This window comes from Candidatus Rokuibacteriota bacterium (assembly GCA_016188005.1).
Taxonomy (GTDB): Bacteria; Methylomirabilota; Methylomirabilia; order Rokubacteriales; family CSP1-6; genus UBA12499.
This window is the reverse complement of the sequence record JACPIQ010000088.1, coordinates 15,459-34,719: the sequence shown is the minus strand read 5'-3', so window position 1 is coordinate 34,719 and position 19,261 is coordinate 15,459. Positions and strand designations below refer to the sequence as shown.

Here is a 19,261-nt window from a genome sequence, read left to right as displayed (position 1 = left end):
CTACAACGCGCTCTACGAGCTCGAGAGCCCCGAGGTGCTCACGAGCGAGGCCTGGGCCGCCGCCGTGGACCGCGGCCGCTGGCCCGGGCAGGTGCGGCCGCACACGAAGAACCGCCGGCACGTCCTCTACGAGCGGCTGTCGTAGGGGGAGCCCATGCCCGGCACCGACGGTGGCGAGGCAGCGGCCTCCGGCTCCGCCCGTGCCGCCGGCTGCGATCTCTGCCGGGCGGCGCGGATGACGCCCTGGTATCACGAGGATGAGATCTGCTGGATCGCCGAGTGCGACGTCTGTCAGGTGCCGATGGTGGTCTGGCGCCGGCACGGGACCGCGCCGCCGCCGGATCACGTCGCGCACATGCTCGCCTGCCTGCGCGAGGTGGCCGCGGCGCGCCTCGGCGAGTTCTGGGTGGACGATCACATGCGCAACATCCCCCACCACTACCACGCCCACGCACGCCCCGACGGAGGCTTCTTCGGTCGCCACGCGCGACGGAGGTGACGTCAGGCGGACCCGAGGATCTTCCTCCGCAGGTACGCACGCCACCCCGCTGCTGGATCGTGCGCGGCATGGCCGGTGGCCGCCGCTACGTCGCGTCCGGCAGGCCCGCCGCCTTGCGGATCTTCGCGACCTGCCCGGCGTGGTCGTTCCAGTGGTAGCCGAACAGCGCGCCGACATAGACGGCGATGGGGACCTCCTCGCTGCCCTGGATCTGCTTGAAGAGCGGGATGCGGGCCTTCCGCCCCTGGAGCTCGGCGTCGCTCAGCGTGTCCACGTAGGCGAAGATCGCACGGCGCTGGGCGTCGAGGGCGTCGATCAGCTGCGGGAGCGTCATCGCCTTGCGCTCGGGCGTCACCTCCGCCAGGCCGGTCGCGATGTCGCGGTCGGGCAGATCGCGCTCGGAGAACTGTCTGAGGAACTCCGCGGGCTGCCAGCCCGGCTCGAACAGGAGGTGGCAGAGCACCTGGCGGGTGGTCCACTCGCCTGGCGCGTCGGACCGCTCCAGGTGGGGCTCCATGCCCCGGAGCTGGCGGGTCAGGGTCGCCCAGCTCTCGTCGGTCCTGGCCTTGAGCTCGCTCGCGATCTTTCCAGCCATCGCATGCCCTCCGCGTCATGGGTTCGCTACGGCGTGGGATTCCGCGGGGCCCAGGGTCGCCCCCGCGTCCTTTGGATGCGACAGCGGGCCGTCCGGTTGCGATGGCCTGTGCGGGGTGACGGGCCTGACTCGCGCGCGCGGCCGACCGTCGCTACGTGCCGGTCCAGCGCGGCGGGCGCTTCTCGAGGAAGGCGTGCACGCCCTCCCGGAAGTCGGCGCTGCCATAGGTCAAGGCGATGAGATCGTCCCCGTCGGGAAGCGGGCGCGCTGCCTGCAGGCGCCGGATCGCCTCCTTGGTCACCCGCAAGGTGATGGGGGCATGCGAGGCCACGGTCTCGGCGACCTCGCGCACCCGCGCCTCGATCCGCTCGGGGGGGACGATCTCGTGGACGAACCCGGCGGCCAGCGCCTCGTCGGCCGAGAGCAAGCGCGCGGTGAAGATCAGCTCCTTCAGGCGTGACGGGCCGAGGAGATCCAGGTAGCGGGCGTAGGCCCGCATCGAGAGGCAGTTGCCGAGGGTGCGCGCGATGGGGGCCCCGAAGCGGGCATCGGGCGTGGCGATCCGGATGTCGGCGCCGGCCGCGATGCCGAAGCCGCCCCCGACGGCGAAGCCCTGGATCTGGGCGATCACGGGCTTCTCGACGCGGGCTATGCGGCCCGCGCGCTCATCACCGTCGCGCTCGTAGCGGAGCCCGTCCTCGGCGGTCTCGAACTTGGTGAACTGGCTGATGTCGGTGCCCGCCACGAAGGCCTTGCCCCCCGCCCCTTTGAGCACGAGAACGCGGATGGAGTCGTCGGCGTCCACCGCCTCGCAGGTCTGGTGGAGCCGCTCGTACATACCCCACGTCATGGCATTACGTGCCTCGGGGCGGTTGAAGGTGAGGGTAACGATGGGGCCGTCACGCGTCACGAGGACCTCATTACCCGGATCAGGGGTGTTCACAGAAGGAGCCTCCTGGGTCTGTGATGGTGTGGAGTCGGTGTGCGAGTCGGCTCACGCTGGGTCTCGCGGCCAGTGCACCGGCGGGCCGGGCGCGCCGACTCCATACATTCTACCCCGTGAAACCGGCATCGGTTCCATCCTCCGGGCAGCTGTGCTAGCCTACGGCGGGCTCGCCAATGACGACGCACGCGACGACGCATGGCAGCGCGACGGGCGCCCTGCAGGGCCTTCGGGTGATCGACCAGACCCAGGACATGGCGGGCCCCTTCTGTAGCATGCTGCTGGCCGACATGGGGGCCGAGGTGCTCAAGGTGGAGCCGCCGGAGGGCGAGCCCGGCCGCCGGCCCGGGCTGCCCCAGGCCCCCGGCGTGTCGGCTGTCTTCCTCGCCGTCAACCGCAACAAGCGCGGGATCACCCTCGACCTCACGAAGCCGGATGGCGTCGCGGTCCTCAGCAAGCTCGCGGCGACGGCGGATGTCCTCGTGGAGAATTACCGGCCCGGCGTGGCGAGGCGCCTGGGCGTGGACTACGAGACGCTCGCCGCGCGCAACCCGCGGCTCATCTACTGCTCCATCTCCGGCTTCGGCCAGACGGGGCCCTACGCTGGCCGCGTTGGCCTCGACCTCGTGGCCCAGGGCATGAGCGGCATCATGAGCGCCACGGGCAGCGAGGGCGGACCGCCCGTGAAGGTGGGCGTGCCCATCACCGATCTCGGCGCGGGGCTCTTCGCCGTCTTCGGGATCCTCTGCGCCCTGCGGGCCCGGCGCGTGTCCGGGCGCGGGCAGCTCGTGGACACCTCGCTGTTCGAGGCGGGACTGGCGCTGTCGGCGTGGGAGGCCACGGAGTACTGGTACACGGGCCAGATTCCCCGGCGGCTGGGCACGGCCCACCGCCTCAACGCGCCCTACCAGGCTTTCCGGGCCAGCGACGGCCACTTCACCGTGGGTGCCGCCAACAGCAAGCTCTGGCCGCTGTTCGCCGGCTTGCTCGGCCTCGAGGCCCTGGTGGACGATCCACGCTTCAAGACCGTCGGCGACCGGGTGCAGAATCGGGCCGCGCTGGAGGCGCTGGTGGAGGCGGTGACGCGCCACAAGCCGCGGGCCCACTGGCTCGCCCGCTGCGAGGAGACGGGGATTCCCGCCGGGCCCATCTACACCCTCCCCGAGGCGCTTGCCGATCCGCACGCGCAGGCGCGGGGCATGGTGCAGGAGTACGAGCACCCGCAGGCGGGCCCACTGAAGACCCTGGGTAACCCGGTCAAGCTCTCGCGGTCGCCGGCCGCACTTCGCAAGGCCCCGCCGCTCCTGGGCGAGGACACCGAGGCGGTGCTCGCCGAGCTGGGCTACGGCGCCGAGGAGATCGCGGCGCTGCGCCGCGCGCGGGTGATCTGATGCGGGGTACGCTCCCGCCATGATCAGGGAGGTTCCGGGCCGCACGCCCCGCGTCCATCCGGACGCCTACGTCGACCTCGCCGCCCAGGTGATCGGAGACGTGACGATCGAGGCGGGCGCCAGCATCTGGCCCTTCACCGTGGTGCGGGGGGATCAGGACAACCACATCACCGTCGGCCGGAACAGCAATGTCCAGGACAGCTCGGTCCTCCACGTGACGCCGCGGTTCCCGTGCCTCGTGGGCGCCGGTGTGACCGTCGGCCACCGCTGCGTGCTTCACGCCTGCACGATCATGGACGACGTGCGCATCGGCATCGGCGCGGTGGTGCTGACGGGGGCGGTGGTCGAGGAGGGCGCCCAGGTCGGCGCCGGCGCCCTGGTCCCCCCGGGCAAGGTCGTGCCCGCCGGCTGGCTCGTCATGGGCGTGCCGGCCAAGCCCGTGCGCAGGATGAGCGCGGAGGAGCTGGAGGAGATCAGGCGGAACGCGACGGAGTACCTCGCCCTCTGGCATCGCGACTACCGAGGGCGCCTTCGTTGACCGGCGAGCCGAAGCCGAAGGCGAGGCGAGCGGACATGGTGATCCCCCGAGCGGAGCGAGGCGGCGAGCCGCAGGCCGGGCGAGCCGCAGCCGAAGACGAGGCGAGCGCATATGGCAGGCCGGGCGAGCGTGAGCGAGCCCAGGCGAGGCGAGCGGACATGGTGATCCCCCGAGCGGAGCGAGGGGGCGAGCCGCAGCCGTGAAGCCCCTCGAGGGAATCCGGGTCATCGATCTCACCCAGGCCATGGCGGCGCCCTACTGCACCATGAACCTCGCCGACATGGGCGCGGATGTCATCAAGATCGAGCCGCCGGGAGCGGGCGAGCCCACCCGTCAGCTCGGGGCAGCGCACCGGAACGGCCACAGCGCCACCTTCATGACCATGAACCGCGGCAAGCGCGATCTGGCCGTGGACCTCAAGCGCGCCGAGGGTGTGGAGATCATGACGCGGCTGGTGAAGACGGCCGACGTCTTCGTCCAGAACTACCGCCCCGGGGTCGCGGAGCGGCTGGGGCTCGGCTGGGACGCGCTGTCCGTCGCGAACCCGCGGCTCGTCTACTGCGCGGTCAGCGGCTTCGGGGCCACCGGGCCGTACGCCGCGCGCGGCGGGTATGACCTGATCGCCCAGGGCATGAGCGGGATCATCAGCGTCACCGGCGCCGAGGAGGGCCCGCCGGCCAAGTCGGGCGTCCCGCTGAGCGATCTCGCCGCGGGGCTCTTCGCCGCCTACGGGATCCTGTGCGCGCTGGAGCACCGGGAGCGCACGGGCGAGGGGCAGCTCGTGGACACCTCTCTCCTCGAGGCCGCCCTGGCGCTCACCGCCCGGGAGTCGGCCGAGTACTGGGCGACGGGCCGGCCCCCCGGGCCGCTGGGCTCGGCGCATCGCCTGGCGGCGCCCTATCAGGCCATCCGCGCGGCGGACGGTCACGTCACGGTGGGCGCCGCCGACGACAGGCTCTTCGGGGCCCTCTGCGCGGCCATCGGGCGCCCCGACCTGCCCGGGGACCCGCGCTTCGCGGGGGGTGCGGAGCGCCTCGTGAACCGCGCCGCGCTGATCACGGAGCTCGAGCGGACCACGACCACCCAGCCGCGCGCAGTGTGGCTGGAGCGGCTGGCCGCCGCCGGCGTGCCCTCGGGCCCCATCCACGACTACGCCGAGGCGCTGGCCGATCCGCAGGTGCTGGCGCGCGCCATGGTGGTCGACCTGATCCATCCGGGAGCCGGGCCCATCAAGGCGCTCGGCGTCCCGGTGAAGCTCTCCGAGACGCCCGGCGCCGTCGACCGTCCCGCCCCGCTGCTGGGCCAGCACACGGCCGAGATCCTGACGGAGCTGGGGTACAGCGAGCGCGCACAGCGGGAGCTGGAGGACAGCGGAGTCATTCAACAGTGAGGAGGATCCATCCCATGGCGACACTGCGTCTGCTGGCCGCGAGCCTCGCGGCCGTCATGCTGGTCTCCACCTCCGCGGCCCCGGCCACGGCTCAGGTCAAGTACCCGTCCAAGGCCATCGAGGTCGTGGTGCCCTTCGCCCCCGGCGGCGGCACTGACAACCTCATGCGCATGATCGTGGGCATCATCGACGAGCACAGGTGGTCGCCCGTGCCCATCAACGTGGTGAACCGCGCCGGAGGCAGCGGCGTCGTGGGCTACACCTACCTGATCACCAAGAAGGGCGACTCCCACGTGGTCGCGGGGGCGGCCCCCACCATCGTCTCGGGCAAGGTCGAGGGGCGGCTCCCGGGCAACCACCGGGATGCCATGACGGCTCTGATGATCGTGGCCATCGACGAGCTGATGATCTCGGTGCGGTCGGACTCCAAGTACCAGACCATCGAGGAGTTCGTCAGGGCCGCCAAGGAGCGTCCCGGCCAGCTCAGCGTGGCCGGGACGGGCACCAACAGCGAGGACCACATCTTCACCCACCTCTTCGAGAAGGCCGCGGGCATCAAGCTCAAGTACGTCCCCTTCAACTCGGGCGGCGAGTGCACGGCGGCGCTCATGGGCGGGCACGTGGACGCGGGCGTCATGAACCCCAACGAGATCGTGGCCCAGGTGGAGGCCAGGAAGGCCAAGAACCTGGCGGTGGCTGCCCGGAAGCGGCTGAAGGACGCGCCGGACCTGCCCACCTTCGCCGAGAAGGGGTGGGAGTTCTACTGGGAGCAGATGCGCGGCGTCGTGGGGCCGGCGGGGATGAGCCCGGAGGCCGTCCGGTGGTGGCAGGAGACGCTCAAGAAGGTGGTGGAGACCCCGAAGTGGCAGGAGCAGTACATCAAGCGGAACCTCCTCACGCCCACGGCCTGGACGGGGGAGGAGGCGAACCAGTATCTGGACGGCCTCAACGGCAAGTACGAGGCCGCGCTGAAAGGCCTCGGGGCCATCAAGAAGTAGCCGGGAGCCCCGTCCGCCATGCGCTGCGCCGACCGGATCGCCGGGGCCGCGCTCCTGGCCTTCTCCGTGGCCTTCGCGGTGGGGGCGCTCAGGCACTACACCTACTGGGGGGCCAGCGGCCCGGGATCGGCCTTCCTGCCCTTCTGGCTCGGCGTGGGGATGGCCGTGCTGGCGGGGATGCAGCTGGTGGGCGCCGTCCGCTCCGGCGTCGCCGGGCCGGCGTGGCTGCCCCGGGGCGAGGGGCTCAGACGGCTCGTCGTCGTGCTGGCCGTCACCGTGGCCTTCGTGGCGCTGCTCAAGGTGGTCGGGATGATCCTGGGCACGGTGCTGTTCCTGATCGTGCTCCTGCGGTGGCTGGAAGGCTACCGGTGGCCGGTCACGCTCGGGGTGGCGGTGCTCGCGGCCGGCGCCCACTATCTCGTGTTCACCTACTGGCTCCGGGTGCCGTTCCCCGTGAGCGCGCTCGGCTTCTGAGGGCCCCCGGATGGACGTCCTGAGCAATCTCGCGATGGGCTTCTCCATCGCGCTCACGCCGTTCAACCTCCTCATGGCGACCGCCGGGGTCATCGTGGGTACGCTCATCGGGGCCCTGCCCGGGGTGGGCCCGGTGTCGGGGGTCGCGCTCCTGCTGCCGTTGACCTTTGGCATGGACCCTACCTCCGGGATCATCATGCTGGCCGCGCTCTACGCGGGCTCCATGTATGGCGGCACCATCACCTCGGTGCTCATCAACACGCCGGGGGAGTCGGCCTCGGTGGTGACCTGTCTCGACGGCTACCAGATGGCGCTGCAGGGGCGCGCGGGCCCGGCCCTGGGCGTGGCCGCCCTGGGCTCGTTCATCGCCGGCACCTTCGGCGTGATCCTCCTCATGCTGACGTCGCCGGCGCTGGCGCGCTGGGCGCTGTCCTTCGGCCCGCCCGAGACCTTCGCGCTCATGCTCCTGGGCCTCACCACGGTGACGGGGCTCACGGGCGAGAACGCGCTCAAGGGCTACATGAGCATGCTGTTCGGGCTCATGCTCTCGATGGTGGGCTTCGACATCATCTCGGGGGACGCGCGCTACGCCTTCGGCATCCCCGAGATGATGGACGGGGTGGACTTCCTGCCGGTGGCCATCGGGCTGTTCGGGCTGGGCGAGGTGCTGGTGGGGGCGGAAGAGGCGGCCGAGCTGCACATCCTCCAGGGGCGCTATGGCCTCCGGGACGTCATGCTGTCGGCCGGCGACTGGGTGCGCAGCCGCTGGGCCATCGTCCGCGGCACGGTGCTGGGCTTCTTCATCGGCGTGCTGCCCGGGGCGGGGCCCACCATCGCCACCTTCCTGGCCTACGCCCTGGAGAAGAAGGTGTCGCGGCACCCCGCGGAGTTCGGCAAGGGCGCCATCGAGGGGGTGGCCGCCCCCGAGGCCGCCAACAACGCCGCCTCGGCCGGCGCGATGGTGCCCATGCTCACGCTGGGCATCCCGGGATCGGCCACGACGGCCATCATGCTGGGCGGGCTCATGATGTGGGGGCTCCGTCCGGGGCCGCTCCTGTTCGAGAAGAACCCCCAGTTCGTGTGGGGGCTCATCGCCTCGCAGTACATCGCCAACGTCATGCTGCTGATCCTGAACGTGGCCTTCATTCCCATGTTCGTCCGGGCTCTCCGCATCCCGTACAGCATCCTCATGCCGCTGATCATCATCTTCTGCATCACGGGCGCGTACGCACAGAAGAACGCCGTGTGGGACGTGGGCCAGATGCTCGTCTTCGGCGTGCTGGGCTACGCCATGAAGAAGCTCGGGTACTCGCCCGCCGCCCTCACCCTGGCGCTGGTCCTGGGGCCCCTGGCCGAGCGGGCCCTGCGGCAATCGCTCATCATCTCGGATGCAGGGCTCGGCATCTTCTTCCTCCGGCCCATCTCGGCCGTGCTCACGGTGGCGGCGCTGGCGGCGGTGGCGGTGCCCGTGGCGCGGGCCCTCCGGGCGGCGGCCTCCCGGATCCGCCGGGTGCCCGTGCCGGCGCCCGAGGACTGATGCCGGTCACTCGAACCAGGAAACTGAGTCAGGCGCACGTAAACCCTCGCCGTTCCGGGCAAAGTCCTTGACAGGCCCGCCGGCCCTCGGCTACACTCTCGCAACTCCTCGGCGAAGGATGACACGACGCCCCACCAGCACCGGCAGGGAGAACGCCTCGAATCGAGAATGAGGACGCTCACGAGCGGCGCCGGGATTTCGGGCAGTTGATGGACGTCACCACCCGCCACGCTGGACCGGTCGCCACCCGTCCCGTCGACGCGCTGGAGCCCGGCCTGGACACCTTCCCCAAGCTCGTGGAGCGCAACTCCCGGCAGTTCCCGCGCAAGGTCGCCATCCGCGAGAAGGACTACGGCATCTGGCAGTCCTACACCTGGCGCGACTACTTCGAGCAGTCCCGGCTCATCGCCCTGGGGCTCGCCGCCCTTGGCTTCGCCCGCGGCGACAAGGTGGCCATCGTGGGGGACAACCGCCCCCAGCTCTACTGGGCGATGCTGTCGGCCCAGGCCCTGGGGGGCGTGCCGGTGCCGCTCTACCAGGACTCCATCGAGAAGGAGATGCAGTACATCGTCGACCACGCCGAAGCGCGCTTCGCCGTGGTCGAGGACCAGGAGCAGGTGGACAAGCTCCTGCACGTCCGGGAGCAGTGCCCTCGGCTCCAGCACATCGTCTACGACGATCCGCGCGGGATGCGGCATTACACGGATCCGTGCCTGCTGAGCCTTGCCGCTGTCGAGGACCTCGGACGGAAGTTCGCCCAGGCCCACCCCACGTACTACGACGAGGAGGTGGCCCGGGGCTCAGCCGACGACCTCGCCATCATCGCCTACACCTCGGGCACCACCGGCCAGCCCAAGGGGACCATGCTCTCCCACGGGAACCTGATCGTGACGGCCCGGAACGCCGCCGAGCGCGAGGGCCTACGCGCGGACGACGAGGTCATGGCCTATCTCCCCATGGCCTGGGTCGGGGACAACATCTTCTCCTACGCCCAGTCGATCGTGGCCGGCTTCGCCACGAACTGCCCGGAGAGCGCGGCCACCGTGCTCCACGACCTGCGGGAGATCGGGCCGACCTACTTCTTCGCCCCGCCGCGGATCTGGGAGAACATCCTCACGACGGTCATGATCCGCGTCGACGACGCCTGGGCCCTCAAGCGGCGGATGGTGCATGCCTTCCTCGACGTGGCCCGTCGGGTGGAGCAGCGGCGGCTGGCGCATCAGCCCGTGCCGCTCGGGGCCCGGCTGCTCTACCAGGCCGGGCAGCTGCTCGTCTACGGCCCGCTGCGGGACAACCTGGGCATGGGACGGATCCGCCTGGCGTACACGGCGGGCGAGGCCATCAGCCCCGAGCTGCTGGGCTTCTTCCGCTCCCTCGGGGTCAACGTGAAGCAGGCCTATGGCATGACCGAGTCCAGCGCGCTGGTCTCCATCCAGAAGGACGGCGACATCAAGCTGGACACGGTGGGCACGCCGCTGCCCGGGGTCGAGGTGCGGATCGGCGAGACCGGCGAGGTGCTGTACCGGAGCCCCGGCGTCTTCCTGGGCTACTACAAGAACCCCGAGGCCACCCGCGAAACGCTGGAAGAGGGCTGGATGCACTCCGGGGACGCGGGCTTCATCGACCGCGACGGCCACCTCAAGATCATCGACCGCGCCAAGGACGTGGGGCGGCTCCAGGACGGCACGCTCTTTGCCCCCAAGTACCTCGAGAACAAGCTCAAGTTTTCCGCCTACCTCAAGGAGGCGGTGTGCATCGGCCACGACCGGCCCTTCGTGACGGCACTGGTCAACATCGACCTCGGCGCGGTGGGCGCCTGGGCGGAGCGGCGCAACATCGCTTACACGAGCTACACCGATCTCTCCCAGAAGCCCGAGGTGTACGACCTGGTCCACCAGGAGGTCCTCCGGGTGAACCGGAGCCTGTCGGAGGACGCCGAGCTTCGGGGCGCGCAGATCCGCCGCTTCCTGCTCCTGCACAAGGAGCTCGACGCCGACGACCAGGAGATCACGCGGACCCGCAAGGTGCGCCGCGGGTTCATCGCGCAGAAGTACGCGCCCCTGATCGACGCCCTCTACTCGGACCGCGGGCACGTCCAGGTCGAGGCCCTGGTGACCTACGAAGATGGGCGGACCGGCACGATCCGTGCGGATGTCCGCATCTGCGATGCCGAGGCGGCGGTCGTGGGGGCGGCCCGGTGACAGCCGCGCCCGCGGCGCGCCCGCTGCTGGAGGTGGACGGGATCAGCGTGGCCTTCGGCGCCGTCCAGGCGCTGCAGCGCGTGAGCATCGAGGTCGGGCGGGGCGAGATCGTGGCGGTCATCGGGCCCAACGGCGCCGGCAAGACGTCGCTGATCAACGTCGTCAGCGGCTTCTACCATCCCTACGAGGGGCACATCCGCTTCGACGGCCAGGACCGGACCAACTTCAAGCCCTATGACGTGGCCGCCCTCGGGATCGCGCGCACCTTCCAGAACGTGGCCCTCTTCAAGGGCATGACGGTGCTGGACAACATCATGACGGGCCGGCTGCTCAAGATGCGCGGGTCCTTCGTCCTGGAGGCCCTCTACTGGGGGTCCGCGAGGCGCCAGGAGCTGGCGCACCGGGCCTTCGTGGAGAAGATCATCGACTTCCTGGAGATCCAGGCGATCCGCAAGACGCTCGCCGCGCGCCTGCCCTACGGTCTCCAGAAGCGGGTGGAGCTGGCCCGGGCGCTGGCCGCCGAGCCCGTCCTCCTGCTGCTCGACGAGCCCATGGCAGGGATGAACATCGAGGAGAAGGAGGACATGTGCCGCTTCATCCTCGACGTCCACGACGAGTTCGGGACGACGATCGCGCTCGTCGAGCACGACATGAGCGTGGTGATGGACATCTCCGACCGCGTGGTGGTGCTGGACTACGGGCGCAAGATCGCCGAGGGCACGCCGGACGAGGTCCGCAAGGACCCGGCGGTGATCGACGCCTACCTGGGCGTGCCCCATGAGTGACGGGGCGGCGTGATGGACCTCCTGAACGCGGTCCTGGTCGCTCCCTTCGCGGACATCGTTTCGAATCCCCGGTTCTTCGCCGAGGTGCTGATCGGCGGAGTGGCCGCGGGGCTCATGTACTCGCTGGTGGCGCTGGGCTTCGTGCTCATCTTCAAGGCCTCGGGGGTGTTCAACTTCGCCCAGGGTGTCATGGTGCTGTTCGCCGCCCTCAACCTCGTGGGCCTCATGGATCTCGGGGTCCCGGTGCCCGTCGCGCTGGTCCTCACCATGGCGATCATGGTGGCGCTGGCCTTCGCCATCGAGCGCGTCGTGCTCCGCCCGCTGGTCAACCAGGAGCACATCATCCTGTTCATGGCCACCATCGGGCTCAACTTCTTCCTGGAAGGCTTCGGCGAGATGCTCTGGGGGGCCAACGTCAAGAAGCTCGACGTGGGCATCCCCGACCGCTCCTTCCTGGTCTCGGGGATCCAGATCAACCAGCTGGAGCTGTCCGCGGCGGTGACGGCGGGTGTCCTGGTGGCCGTGCTCGCGGTGTTCTTCCAGCGCACGCGGATCGGCCGGGCGCTCAGGGCCGTCGCCGACGACCACGAGGCGGCGCTGTCCCTCGGCATCCCGCTGAAGACCATCTGGGTGGTGGTCTGGGCGGTGGCGGGGCTCGTGGCCATCGTGGCCGGGATCATGTGGGGCGCCAAGAGCGGCGTCCAGTTCAGCCTGTCGCTGATCGCGCTGAAGGCGCTGCCGGTGCTGATCCTGGGCGGCTTCACCTCGGTGCCCGGGGCCATCGTCGGCGGGCTCATCATCGGGGTGGGGGAGAAGATCGGGGAGGTGTACTGGGGCCCGCTGGTGGGCGGCGCCATCGAGAACTGGTTCGCGTACGTGGTGGCGCTGGCCTTCCTCGTGTTCCGGCCCCAGGGGCTCTTCGGCGAAAGGATCATCGAGCGCGTATGACGGCGCTGCGTGTTGCCCGGGAATCGGTGGGGGGGGCTGGGGGAGGAGCGGCGGTCGCTCCCCCCCAGGCTGGTCAATCGTGATCTACCGCGAGGCGGGGCAGTTCAAGTCCACGTACGCGACCGACCAGGCGATCTTCCCGATCATCCAGGACCGCGTGGTGGTGCTGGGGGCCGTGGTCGCGGCCTTCCTCGTGCCGCCGCTTCTCGGCAGCGAGTACTGGCTCCAGGCGGTCCTGATCCCGTTCCTCGTCTACGCGCTGGCGGCGCTGGGCCTGAACCTCCTCACGGGCTATGCCGGGCAGCTCTCCCTCGGCACCGGCGGCTTCATGGCCGTGGGGGCCTACTCGGCCTTCAAGCTCTCCACGGCCTTCCCCTGGCTCAACATCATCCTGGTCTTCCTGCTCTCGGGCGTGATCGCGGCCCTGGTCGGCATCGTCTTCGGCATCCCGAGCCTCAGGATCAAGGGCTTCTACCTGGCCGTGGCCACCCTGGCCTCGCAGTTCTTCCTCATCTGGCTCTTCAACAAGGTGCCGTGGTTCGTGAACTACGCCTCGTCCGGCACGATCACGGCGCCGGGGCGCACCGTGCTCGGCATCGTGGTCACCGGCCCCAACGCCACCGCGTCGGCGCGGTACGTGGTGGCGTTGTCCTTCGTCGTCGTCTTCGCCCTCCTGGCGAAGAACCTGGTGCGCGGCCGGGTGGGGCGGGCGTGGATGGCCATCCGCGACCGCGACATCGCCGCGGAGATCATCGGGGTGCGGCCGCTCAGGACCAAGCTCCTGGCCTTCGCGATCTCCTCGTTCTACTGCGGGATCGCGGGCGCGGAGCTGGTCTTCCTGTTCCTCGGCAGTGCCGAGACCCTGGCCTTCGACATCACCCAGTCCTTCCTCGTGCTCTTCATGGTGATCGTCGGCGGCCTGGGCAGCGTCCTGGGGTCGATCCTCGGCGCCGCGTTCATCATCGTGGTCCCCATCTTCCTGACCAACGTGCCGCACACGCTCGGCATCGCCCTGTCGGTGGCTATCCTGAAGCAGCTCGAGTTGATGGTCTTCGGGGGGCTCATCCTCTTCTTCCTCATCGTCGAGCCGCACGGGCTGGCGCGGCTCTGGCAGATCGGGAAGGAGAAGCTCCGGCTGTGGCCGTTTCCCCACTAACCGAGAGGAGACATCCATGAAATCGAGAGTCCTTTTGATCGTCGTGATGGCCGCGGCCCTTGCCGTTGGTCCCCTGGTCAGCATCGCCCAGGCAGCTGGGGAGATCTTCCTGCCGATCCTGACCTACCGGACAGGCCCCTATGCTCCCAGCGGGATCCCCATCGCCAACGGCGCCAATGACTACCTCAACCTCCTCAACCAGCGGGACGGCGGGATCAACGGCGTCAAGATCGTGTTCGAGGAGTGCGAGATGCAGTACGACACCAAGCAGGCGGTGGAGTGCTACGAGCGGCTGAAGTCGAAGAGCCCGGTGATCGTCAACCCGTACAGCACGGGCGTCACCTACCAGCTCATCCCCAAGGCGCCGGTGGACAAGGTCGTCGTCCACTCCATGGGCTATGGCATGACGGCATCGGCCGACGGGCGCTGGTTCCCGTGGGTGTTCAACTTCCCCATGACCTACTGGAGCCAGGCCTCGGCTTTCATCAAGTACGTGGGTGCGCAGGAGGGCGGGCTCGACAAGCTCAAGGGGAAGAAGATCGCCCACATCTACCACAACAGCCCCTACGGCCGGGAGGCGAACCCGGTGCTCGAGGAGCTGGCCAAGAAGCACGGATACGAGCTGACGCTGCTCGCCGTGGACCATCCCGGCCAGGAGCAGAAGGCCACGTGGCTGCAGATCCGCCGCCTCAACCCGAAGTGGATCTACATCTCCGGCTGGGGAGTCATGAACCAGGTCGCCGTGAAGGAGGCCGCGGCCATCGGTTTCGCCATGGACCACGTCGTCGGCAACTGGTGGACGGGGACCGAGGTCGACGTGATCCCGGCGGGCGATGCCGCGAAGGGCTACAAGTCCATGGCCTTCAACGCCCCGGGGGCCGGTTTCAAGCTGCACCAGGAGATCTTCACGCACCTGTACGACAAGGGGAAGGGCGCCTACGGCAACGACCGCTCCAAGGTCGGGGAGGCGCTGTACAACCGCATGCTCATCAACACCATGCTCAACGTCGAGGGCATCCGCACGGCCATGACCAAGTACGGCAACAAGCCGCTCACGGGCGAGCAGGTGCGGTGGGGCTTCGAGAACCTGAACCTCACGGAGAAGCGGCTCGAGGAGCTCGGCATGAAGGGGATGCTGCGCCCGCTCCGCGTCACCTGCGAGAACCACGAGGGTAACGGGATGGCGCTGGTCCAGCAGTGGGACGGCAGGAAGTGGAACATCGTCTCCGACTGGATCGAGCCCATGCGCGACGTGGTGCGGCCCAAGCTCGAGGAGGCCGCGGTGGTGGAGGGCAAGAAGCTCGGCTATACCATGCGGGACTGCTCGAAAGAGAAGTAGGCGAGCAGAGGAGGCCGGGGCCGTGACGGAGGCTGCCCGACCGCTGTTGGCGGTCAACAACATCGAGGTGATCTACGACCACGTGATCCTCGTGTTGAAGGGCGTGTCGCTCCAGGTCCCCGAGGGGGGCATCGTCGCCCTCCTCGGGGCCAACGGCGCGGGCAAGTCGACGACGCTCAAGTCCATCTCCGGGCTCCTGCGGACGGAGCGGGGCGACGTCACCAAGGGCAGCATCGAGCTCCTGGGCGAGCCCCTGCAGCGGAAGAACGCGGCCGAGGTGGTGCGGCACGGGATCGTCCAGGTGATGGAGGGGCGGCGGTCACCGCGGAGGAGAACCTGCTGGCCGGCGCCTATACGCGCCCCAACGGCCGCGCCATCCAGCAGGACCTGGAACGCGTCTACGCCTACTTCCCGCGGCTCGCGGAACGGCGGGGGATCGACGCCGGTTACATCTCCGGAGGCGAGCAGCAGATGGTGGCGATCGGTCGCGCGCTCATGGCCCATCCGAGGCTCATGCTGCTGGACGAGCCCTCCATGGGCCTGGCGCCCATGCTGGTCGCCGAGATCTTCGACATCGTCACCCGGCTCAACCGGGACGAGAAGGTGGCCGTGCTCCTGGCCGAGCAGAACGCCGCCATGGCGCTCCGCGTGGCCCAGTACGCCTACATCATGGAGAACGGGCGGATCGTGCTGGACGGCGACCGTACGACCATCGGCGAGAACGAGGACGTCAAGGAGTTCTACCTGGGGCTCTCGGGCGTGGGCCAGCGCAAGAGCTACCGCGACGTCAAGCACTACAAGCGGCGCAAGCGGTGGCTCTCGTGACCGGGCCGCCAGCGACGCCGCAGACGCAGCTGCGGATCGAGGGGGTGTCGAAAGCCTTCGGCGGCGTCCAGGCCGTGACGGGCGTGCGACTGGATGTGACCCGCGGCGAGCTCATGTCGGTGATCGGGCCCAACGGCGCGGGGAAGACCTCGCTGCTCAACATGATCAGCGGCTTCTACCACCCCGACAGCGGGCGCATCGTCCTCGATGAGACGGAGGTCACCGACTTCTCGCCGAGCCGGATCGCCGAGCTGGGGGTGGCGCGGACCTTCCAGAACATCGCCCTGTTCAAGGGCATGACGGTGCTCGACAACCTCATGCTGGGGCGCCACGTCCACATACGGTCGGGGGTGCTCGGCTCCGTGATCTACTGGGGGCTCGCCCAGAAGGAGGAGGTGGCGCACCGTCGCGTGGTGGAGGACATCATCGACTTCCTCAAGATCCAGGACCTCCGGAGGCGCCCGACGGGCTCGCTGGCGTACGGGCTGCAGAAGCGGGTGGAGCTCGGCCGCGCGCTGGCGCTCTCGCCCAAGGTGCTGCTGCTCGATGAGCCCATGGGGGGCATGAACCAGGAGGAGAAGGAGGACATGGCGCGCTTCATCCTCGACGTCAACGAGGAGTGGGGCACGACCGTCATCCTCATCGAGCACGACATGGGGGTGGTGATGGACATCTCCGACCGCGTGGCGGTGCTGGACATGGGGCAGAAGATCGCCGAGGGCACGCCCGACGAGGTGCGGGCGAACCCGAAGGTGATCAAGGCCTACCTCGGCGAGACCAAGAAGTCCGCCGCCGGAGCCGCCCGTGGCTGAACCCGGCACGCTCCCCCGGCTGCTGGAGCGCAACGCCAGGGAGTTCGGCGAGCGGCCCGCCATGCGGGAGAAGGACCGTGGGATCTGGCAGTCCTACACCTGGCGCCAGTACCACGACCACATCCGCGACTTCGCCCTCGGCCTGGCGGCGCTCGGGTTCGGCCGGGGCGACAAGCTCACCGTGATCGGCGACAACCGCCCGCGCCTCTACGCGGCGCAGGTCGCGGCGCAGGCGCTGGGCGGTGCCTCCGTGCCGCTGTACCAGGACTCCATCGCCCGGGAGCTGGCGTACGTGCTGGCGCACGCCGAGGTCTCGATCATCGTGGCCGAGGACCAGGAGCAGGTGGACAAGATCCTTGCGCTCAGGGCCGAGCTTCCCGCCCTCCGCCACGTGATCTACGAGGACCCGCGTGGGATGACCCACTACCGCTTCGACTGGCTCCGCGCCTTCACCGACGTGGAGGAGATCGGCCGGAAGTTCGGGGAGGAGCACCCCCGCTACTTCGAGGCGGCGATCGAGCGCGGGACGCCCGAGGACCTGGCCTTCATCTGCTACACCTCGGGCACCACCGGCAACCCCAAGGGGGCGATGCTCACCCACGCCAATGCGCTTGCCACCGCCGAGGGCTTCCTGTCGGTCGAGGACGTGCGGCGCGAGGACGACTGGCTCGCCTACCTGCCCATGGCCTGGGTGGGTGACTCCTTCTACACCCTCGTCGTGGGGCTCATGGTCGGATTCACCTGCAACTGCCCCGAGAGCCCCGAGACCGTCCAGCGCGACCTGCGCGAGCTGGGGCCGACGGCCGTCCTGGCACCGCCCCGGATCTGGGAGAACATGCTCACCTCCGTGCAGGTGCGTGCCGCGGACTCGACGCGCCTCAAGCGGTGGGTCTTCGAGCGGTTCCGGGACGTCGCCGAGCGCGCGGAGATCCTGCGCGCAGACGGCACACCCGTGCCCCTGGGGCTCCGGCTCGCGTGTCTGCTGGGGGAGTTCTTCGTCTACGGCCCGATCCGCGACCAGCTGGGGCTCGGCCGGGCGCGCTGGGCCTACACGGGCGGCGCCCCGCTGGGGCCCGACACCTTCCGCTTCTTCCGCTCCATCGGGGTCAACCTCAAGCAGGTGTACGGCTCCACCGAGACGACGGGCTTCGTCTCGCAGCAGCCGGACACGGAGGCGAACCCCACGACCGCCGGCCGCCCGTACCCCGCGATCGAGGTCAGGGTCGCCGAGCGCGGCGAGGTGCTGATCCGCGGTGGCGGTGTCTTCCGGGGGTACTTCAAGGCCGAGGAGGCCACGCGCGAGGTGCTGGACGCCGAGGGCTGGTTCCACACGGGCGACGCCGGCTTCCTCGATCCGCGCGGCCATCTCGTCATCATCGACCGGGCGAAGGACGTGGGTCAGCTGGCCGACGGGACGCCCTTCGCGCCGCAGTTCATCGAGAACAAGCTGAAGTTCAGCCCCTTCATCCGCGAGGCGGTGGGGTTCGGCCACGACCGACCATTCGTCGCCGCCATGGTCGCCATCGACCTCAGCACGGTGGGCAACTGGGCCGAGCGCCGGGGGCTGCCGTACACCTCCTACATGGACCTCTCCCAGAAGGACGAGGTGCGCGAGCTGATCCGGGAGGAGATCGCCAAGTGCAACGCGACCCTGCCCGAGGCGTCAAAGGTCCGGCGCTTCCTGCTCCTCACCAAGGATCTCGAGGCCGATGACGCCGAGATGACGCGCACGCGGAAGGTGCGGCGCCGGTTCATCGCCGAGAAGTACGCCGCGATCATCGACGCCTTCTATTCGGGCCGAGGCGAGGTGGAGCTGGCGACCGTCATCACCTACGAGGACGGCCGCCAGGCGACGCTCCAGTCGCGCGCGCGCATCCAAGAGGTCGACTCGGGGACCCTGGCCCATGCTTGACTGGCAGTTCTTCTCGCTGCTCCTGTCCAACGGCATCCTGATCGGGCTGATGTACTCCCTCATCGCCCTCGGCTTCGTCCTGGTCTACAAGGCCACGGACGCCATCAACTTCGCCCAGGGCGAGTTCGTCATGATCGCGGGGTGGGGCGTGGCCGCGGCGATGGCGCTGTACGGCGCCCCGCTCTGGCTGGCGGTGGCGGCGGGACTGGGCGGCATGATCGGCTTCGGCTTCGGGCTGGAGCGCGTCGTGCTGCGGCCGCTCATCGGCCGGCCCATCGTCGCCGTGATCATGGCCACGATCGGGCTCGCCGCCGTGCTGCGCGGCCTCGGACCGCTCCTCTGGGGGGCCGAGACGCGGTCCCTGTCGCTGCCCATCAGCGATTCCCCCATCGTGTGGGGGCCGCTCTTCATCCCGCCCATCCAGCTCCTGGGCGCCGTGGTGAGCCTGCTCTTCCTGGCGGCCTTCGGCTGGTTCTTCCTGAAGAGCCGCAAGGGCATCGCGATGCGGGCGGTGGCCGACAACCAGCAGGTGGCCATGGCCATGGGGATCAACGTGGAGCGCTACTTCGCGCTGGCCTGGGCCATGGCCGGCGTCGTGTCGGCCCTCGGCGGGATCATCTGGGGCAGCCTCCTGGGGGTGGACGTGCACCTGGCCCTGGTGGGCTTCAAGGTCTTCCCGGTGGTCATCCTGGGAGGCCTCGACTCGGTCCCCGGGGCCATCCTCGGCGGGCTGATCGTCGGCATCGTCGAGAACGTGGCCGCTGGCTACGTGGATCCCTGGGTGGGGGGCGGGACCAAGGACTTCGCCCCCTACCTGCTGATGATCATCGCGCTGATGGTCCGGCCGTACGGCATCTTCGGCAAGGCGACCATCGAGAGGGTCTAGGCCGATGAAGAGGATGATCGGCCTGCATGGGC

At 69.6% G+C, this 19,261-nt stretch carries 18 protein-coding genes; 16 read left to right on the top strand and 2 right to left on the bottom strand.

All coding sequences use genetic code 11. The features are described 5' to 3' along the window. The coding region (locus tag HYV93_17980; protein ID MBI2527860.1) for a hypothetical protein at positions 1-145 on the top strand (145 nt) is incomplete at its 5' end. A gap of 9 nt (positions 146-154) precedes the next feature. Then, positions 155-499 (top strand): hypothetical protein, encoded by a 345-nt coding sequence (locus HYV93_17975; protein ID MBI2527859.1) that lies wholly within the window; start codon positions 155-157, stop codon positions 497-499. Between the two features lie 85 nt (positions 500-584). Here HYV93_17975 and HYV93_17970 read toward each other — a convergent pair whose 3' ends face one another. Together HYV93_17970 and HYV93_17965 are read right to left on the bottom strand one after the other, a co-directional pair. Further along, positions 585-1,094, bottom strand: a complete 510-nt coding sequence (locus HYV93_17970) for a DinB family protein (protein ID MBI2527858.1) — start codon at positions 1,092-1,094, stop codon at positions 585-587. A 151-nt stretch (positions 1,095-1,245) separates the two neighbouring features. Further along, entirely contained in the window at positions 1,246-2,037 is a 792-nt protein-coding gene (locus HYV93_17965; GenBank protein MBI2527857.1) for an enoyl-CoA hydratase/isomerase family protein, read from the bottom strand. Between the two features lie 176 nt (positions 2,038-2,213). Between HYV93_17965 and HYV93_17960 the strand changes: the two genes are divergently transcribed. The 14 genes from HYV93_17960 (at position 2,214) to HYV93_17895 (ending at position 19,229) form a co-directional block, all read left to right on the top strand. Continuing rightward, positions 2,214-3,428 carry a CoA transferase gene (locus HYV93_17960; GenBank protein ID MBI2527856.1) on the top strand — a complete coding sequence of 405 codons (1,215 nt, stop codon included), beginning with the start codon at positions 2,214-2,216 and terminating at the stop codon, positions 3,426-3,428. A 19-nt stretch (positions 3,429-3,447) separates the two neighbouring features. Next, entirely contained in the window at positions 3,448-3,966 is a 519-nt protein-coding gene (locus HYV93_17955) for a gamma carbonic anhydrase family protein (protein MBI2527855.1), read from the top strand. A gap of 199 nt (positions 3,967-4,165) precedes the next feature. Then, positions 4,166-5,356, top strand: a complete 1,191-nt coding sequence (locus tag HYV93_17950) for a CoA transferase (GenBank protein ID MBI2527854.1) — start codon at positions 4,166-4,168, stop codon at positions 5,354-5,356. Between the two features lie 14 nt (positions 5,357-5,370). Further along, positions 5,371-6,354 carry a tripartite tricarboxylate transporter substrate binding protein gene (locus HYV93_17945; GenBank protein ID MBI2527853.1) on the top strand — a complete coding sequence of 328 codons (984 nt, stop codon included), beginning with the start codon at positions 5,371-5,373 and terminating at the stop codon, positions 6,352-6,354. Between the two features lie 18 nt (positions 6,355-6,372). Further along, positions 6,373-6,828, top strand: a complete 456-nt coding sequence (locus tag HYV93_17940) for a tripartite tricarboxylate transporter TctB family protein (GenBank protein MBI2527852.1) — start codon at positions 6,373-6,375, stop codon at positions 6,826-6,828. 10 nt (positions 6,829-6,838) lie between these two features. Further along, positions 6,839-8,365 carry a tripartite tricarboxylate transporter permease gene (locus tag HYV93_17935; GenBank protein MBI2527851.1) on the top strand — a complete coding sequence of 509 codons (1,527 nt, stop codon included), beginning with the start codon at positions 6,839-6,841 and terminating at the stop codon, positions 8,363-8,365. Positions 8,366-8,574: 209 nt separating this feature from the next. Then, entirely contained in the window at positions 8,575-10,566 is a 1,992-nt protein-coding gene (locus HYV93_17930; protein MBI2527850.1) for an AMP-binding protein, read from the top strand. Then, positions 10,563-11,351 carry an ABC transporter ATP-binding protein gene (locus HYV93_17925; protein ID MBI2527849.1) on the top strand — a complete coding sequence of 263 codons (789 nt, stop codon included), beginning with the start codon at positions 10,563-10,565 and terminating at the stop codon, positions 11,349-11,351. Before HYV93_17930 ends, HYV93_17925 begins: the two co-directional genes overlap by 4 nt. Positions 11,352-11,363: 12 nt before the next feature. Continuing rightward, entirely contained in the window at positions 11,364-12,299 is a 936-nt protein-coding gene (locus HYV93_17920; protein MBI2527848.1) for a branched-chain amino acid ABC transporter permease, read from the top strand. A gap of 79 nt (positions 12,300-12,378) precedes the next feature. Further along, complete coding sequence (locus HYV93_17915) at positions 12,379-13,455, top strand: branched-chain amino acid ABC transporter permease (protein ID MBI2527847.1); 1,077 nt, start codon at positions 12,379-12,381, stop codon at positions 13,453-13,455. A gap of 16 nt (positions 13,456-13,471) precedes the next feature. Continuing rightward, the gene (locus HYV93_17910) at positions 13,472-14,794 is read left to right on the top strand and encodes an ABC transporter substrate-binding protein (GenBank protein MBI2527846.1); all 1,323 of its coding nucleotides are present in this window, start codon (positions 13,472-13,474) and stop codon (positions 14,792-14,794) included. 70 nt (positions 14,795-14,864) lie between these two features. Then, positions 14,865-15,830: an ATP-binding cassette domain-containing protein gene (locus tag HYV93_17905; protein MBI2527845.1), complete on the top strand. Its 966-nt coding sequence runs from the start codon at positions 14,865-14,867 to the stop codon at positions 15,828-15,830. Between the two features lie 662 nt (positions 15,831-16,492). After that, positions 16,493-18,343 (top strand): AMP-binding protein, encoded by a 1,851-nt coding sequence (locus HYV93_17900; protein MBI2527844.1) that lies wholly within the window; start codon positions 16,493-16,495, stop codon positions 18,341-18,343. After that, positions 18,336-19,229: a branched-chain amino acid ABC transporter permease gene (locus HYV93_17895; protein MBI2527843.1), complete on the top strand. Its 894-nt coding sequence runs from the start codon at positions 18,336-18,338 to the stop codon at positions 19,227-19,229. The genes HYV93_17900 and HYV93_17895 overlap by 8 nt, the downstream gene beginning before the upstream one ends. Positions 19,230-19,261 lie beyond the last annotated feature (32 nt).

What these genes read in the sequence shown, in the direction of transcription:
- HYV93_17975 (MBI2527859.1), top strand. Translation starts at nt 155, where the DNA reads ATGCCCGGCACCGACGGTGGCGAGGCAGCGGCCTCCGGCTCCGCCCGT.
- HYV93_17970 (MBI2527858.1), bottom strand. Translation starts at nt 1,094, where the DNA reads ATGGCTGGAAAGATCGCGAGCGAGCTCAAGGCCAGGACCGACGAGAGC.
- HYV93_17960 (MBI2527856.1), top strand. Translation starts at nt 2,214, where the DNA reads ATGACGACGCACGCGACGACGCATGGCAGCGCGACGGGCGCCCTGCAG.
- HYV93_17955 (MBI2527855.1), top strand. Translation starts at nt 3,448, where the DNA reads ATGATCAGGGAGGTTCCGGGCCGCACGCCCCGCGTCCATCCGGACGCC.
- HYV93_17945 (MBI2527853.1), top strand. Translation starts at nt 5,371, where the DNA reads ATGGCGACACTGCGTCTGCTGGCCGCGAGCCTCGCGGCCGTCATGCTG.
- HYV93_17940 (MBI2527852.1), top strand. Translation starts at nt 6,373, where the DNA reads ATGCGCTGCGCCGACCGGATCGCCGGGGCCGCGCTCCTGGCCTTCTCC.
- HYV93_17935 (MBI2527851.1), top strand. Translation starts at nt 6,839, where the DNA reads ATGGACGTCCTGAGCAATCTCGCGATGGGCTTCTCCATCGCGCTCACG.
- HYV93_17930 (MBI2527850.1), top strand. Translation starts at nt 8,575, where the DNA reads ATGGACGTCACCACCCGCCACGCTGGACCGGTCGCCACCCGTCCCGTC.
- HYV93_17920 (MBI2527848.1), top strand. Translation starts at nt 11,364, where the DNA reads ATGGACCTCCTGAACGCGGTCCTGGTCGCTCCCTTCGCGGACATCGTT.
- HYV93_17910 (MBI2527846.1), top strand. Translation starts at nt 13,472, where the DNA reads ATGAAATCGAGAGTCCTTTTGATCGTCGTGATGGCCGCGGCCCTTGCC.
- HYV93_17900 (MBI2527844.1), top strand. Translation starts at nt 16,493, where the DNA reads ATGCGGGAGAAGGACCGTGGGATCTGGCAGTCCTACACCTGGCGCCAG.
- HYV93_17895 (MBI2527843.1), top strand. Translation starts at nt 18,336, where the DNA reads ATGCTTGACTGGCAGTTCTTCTCGCTGCTCCTGTCCAACGGCATCCTG.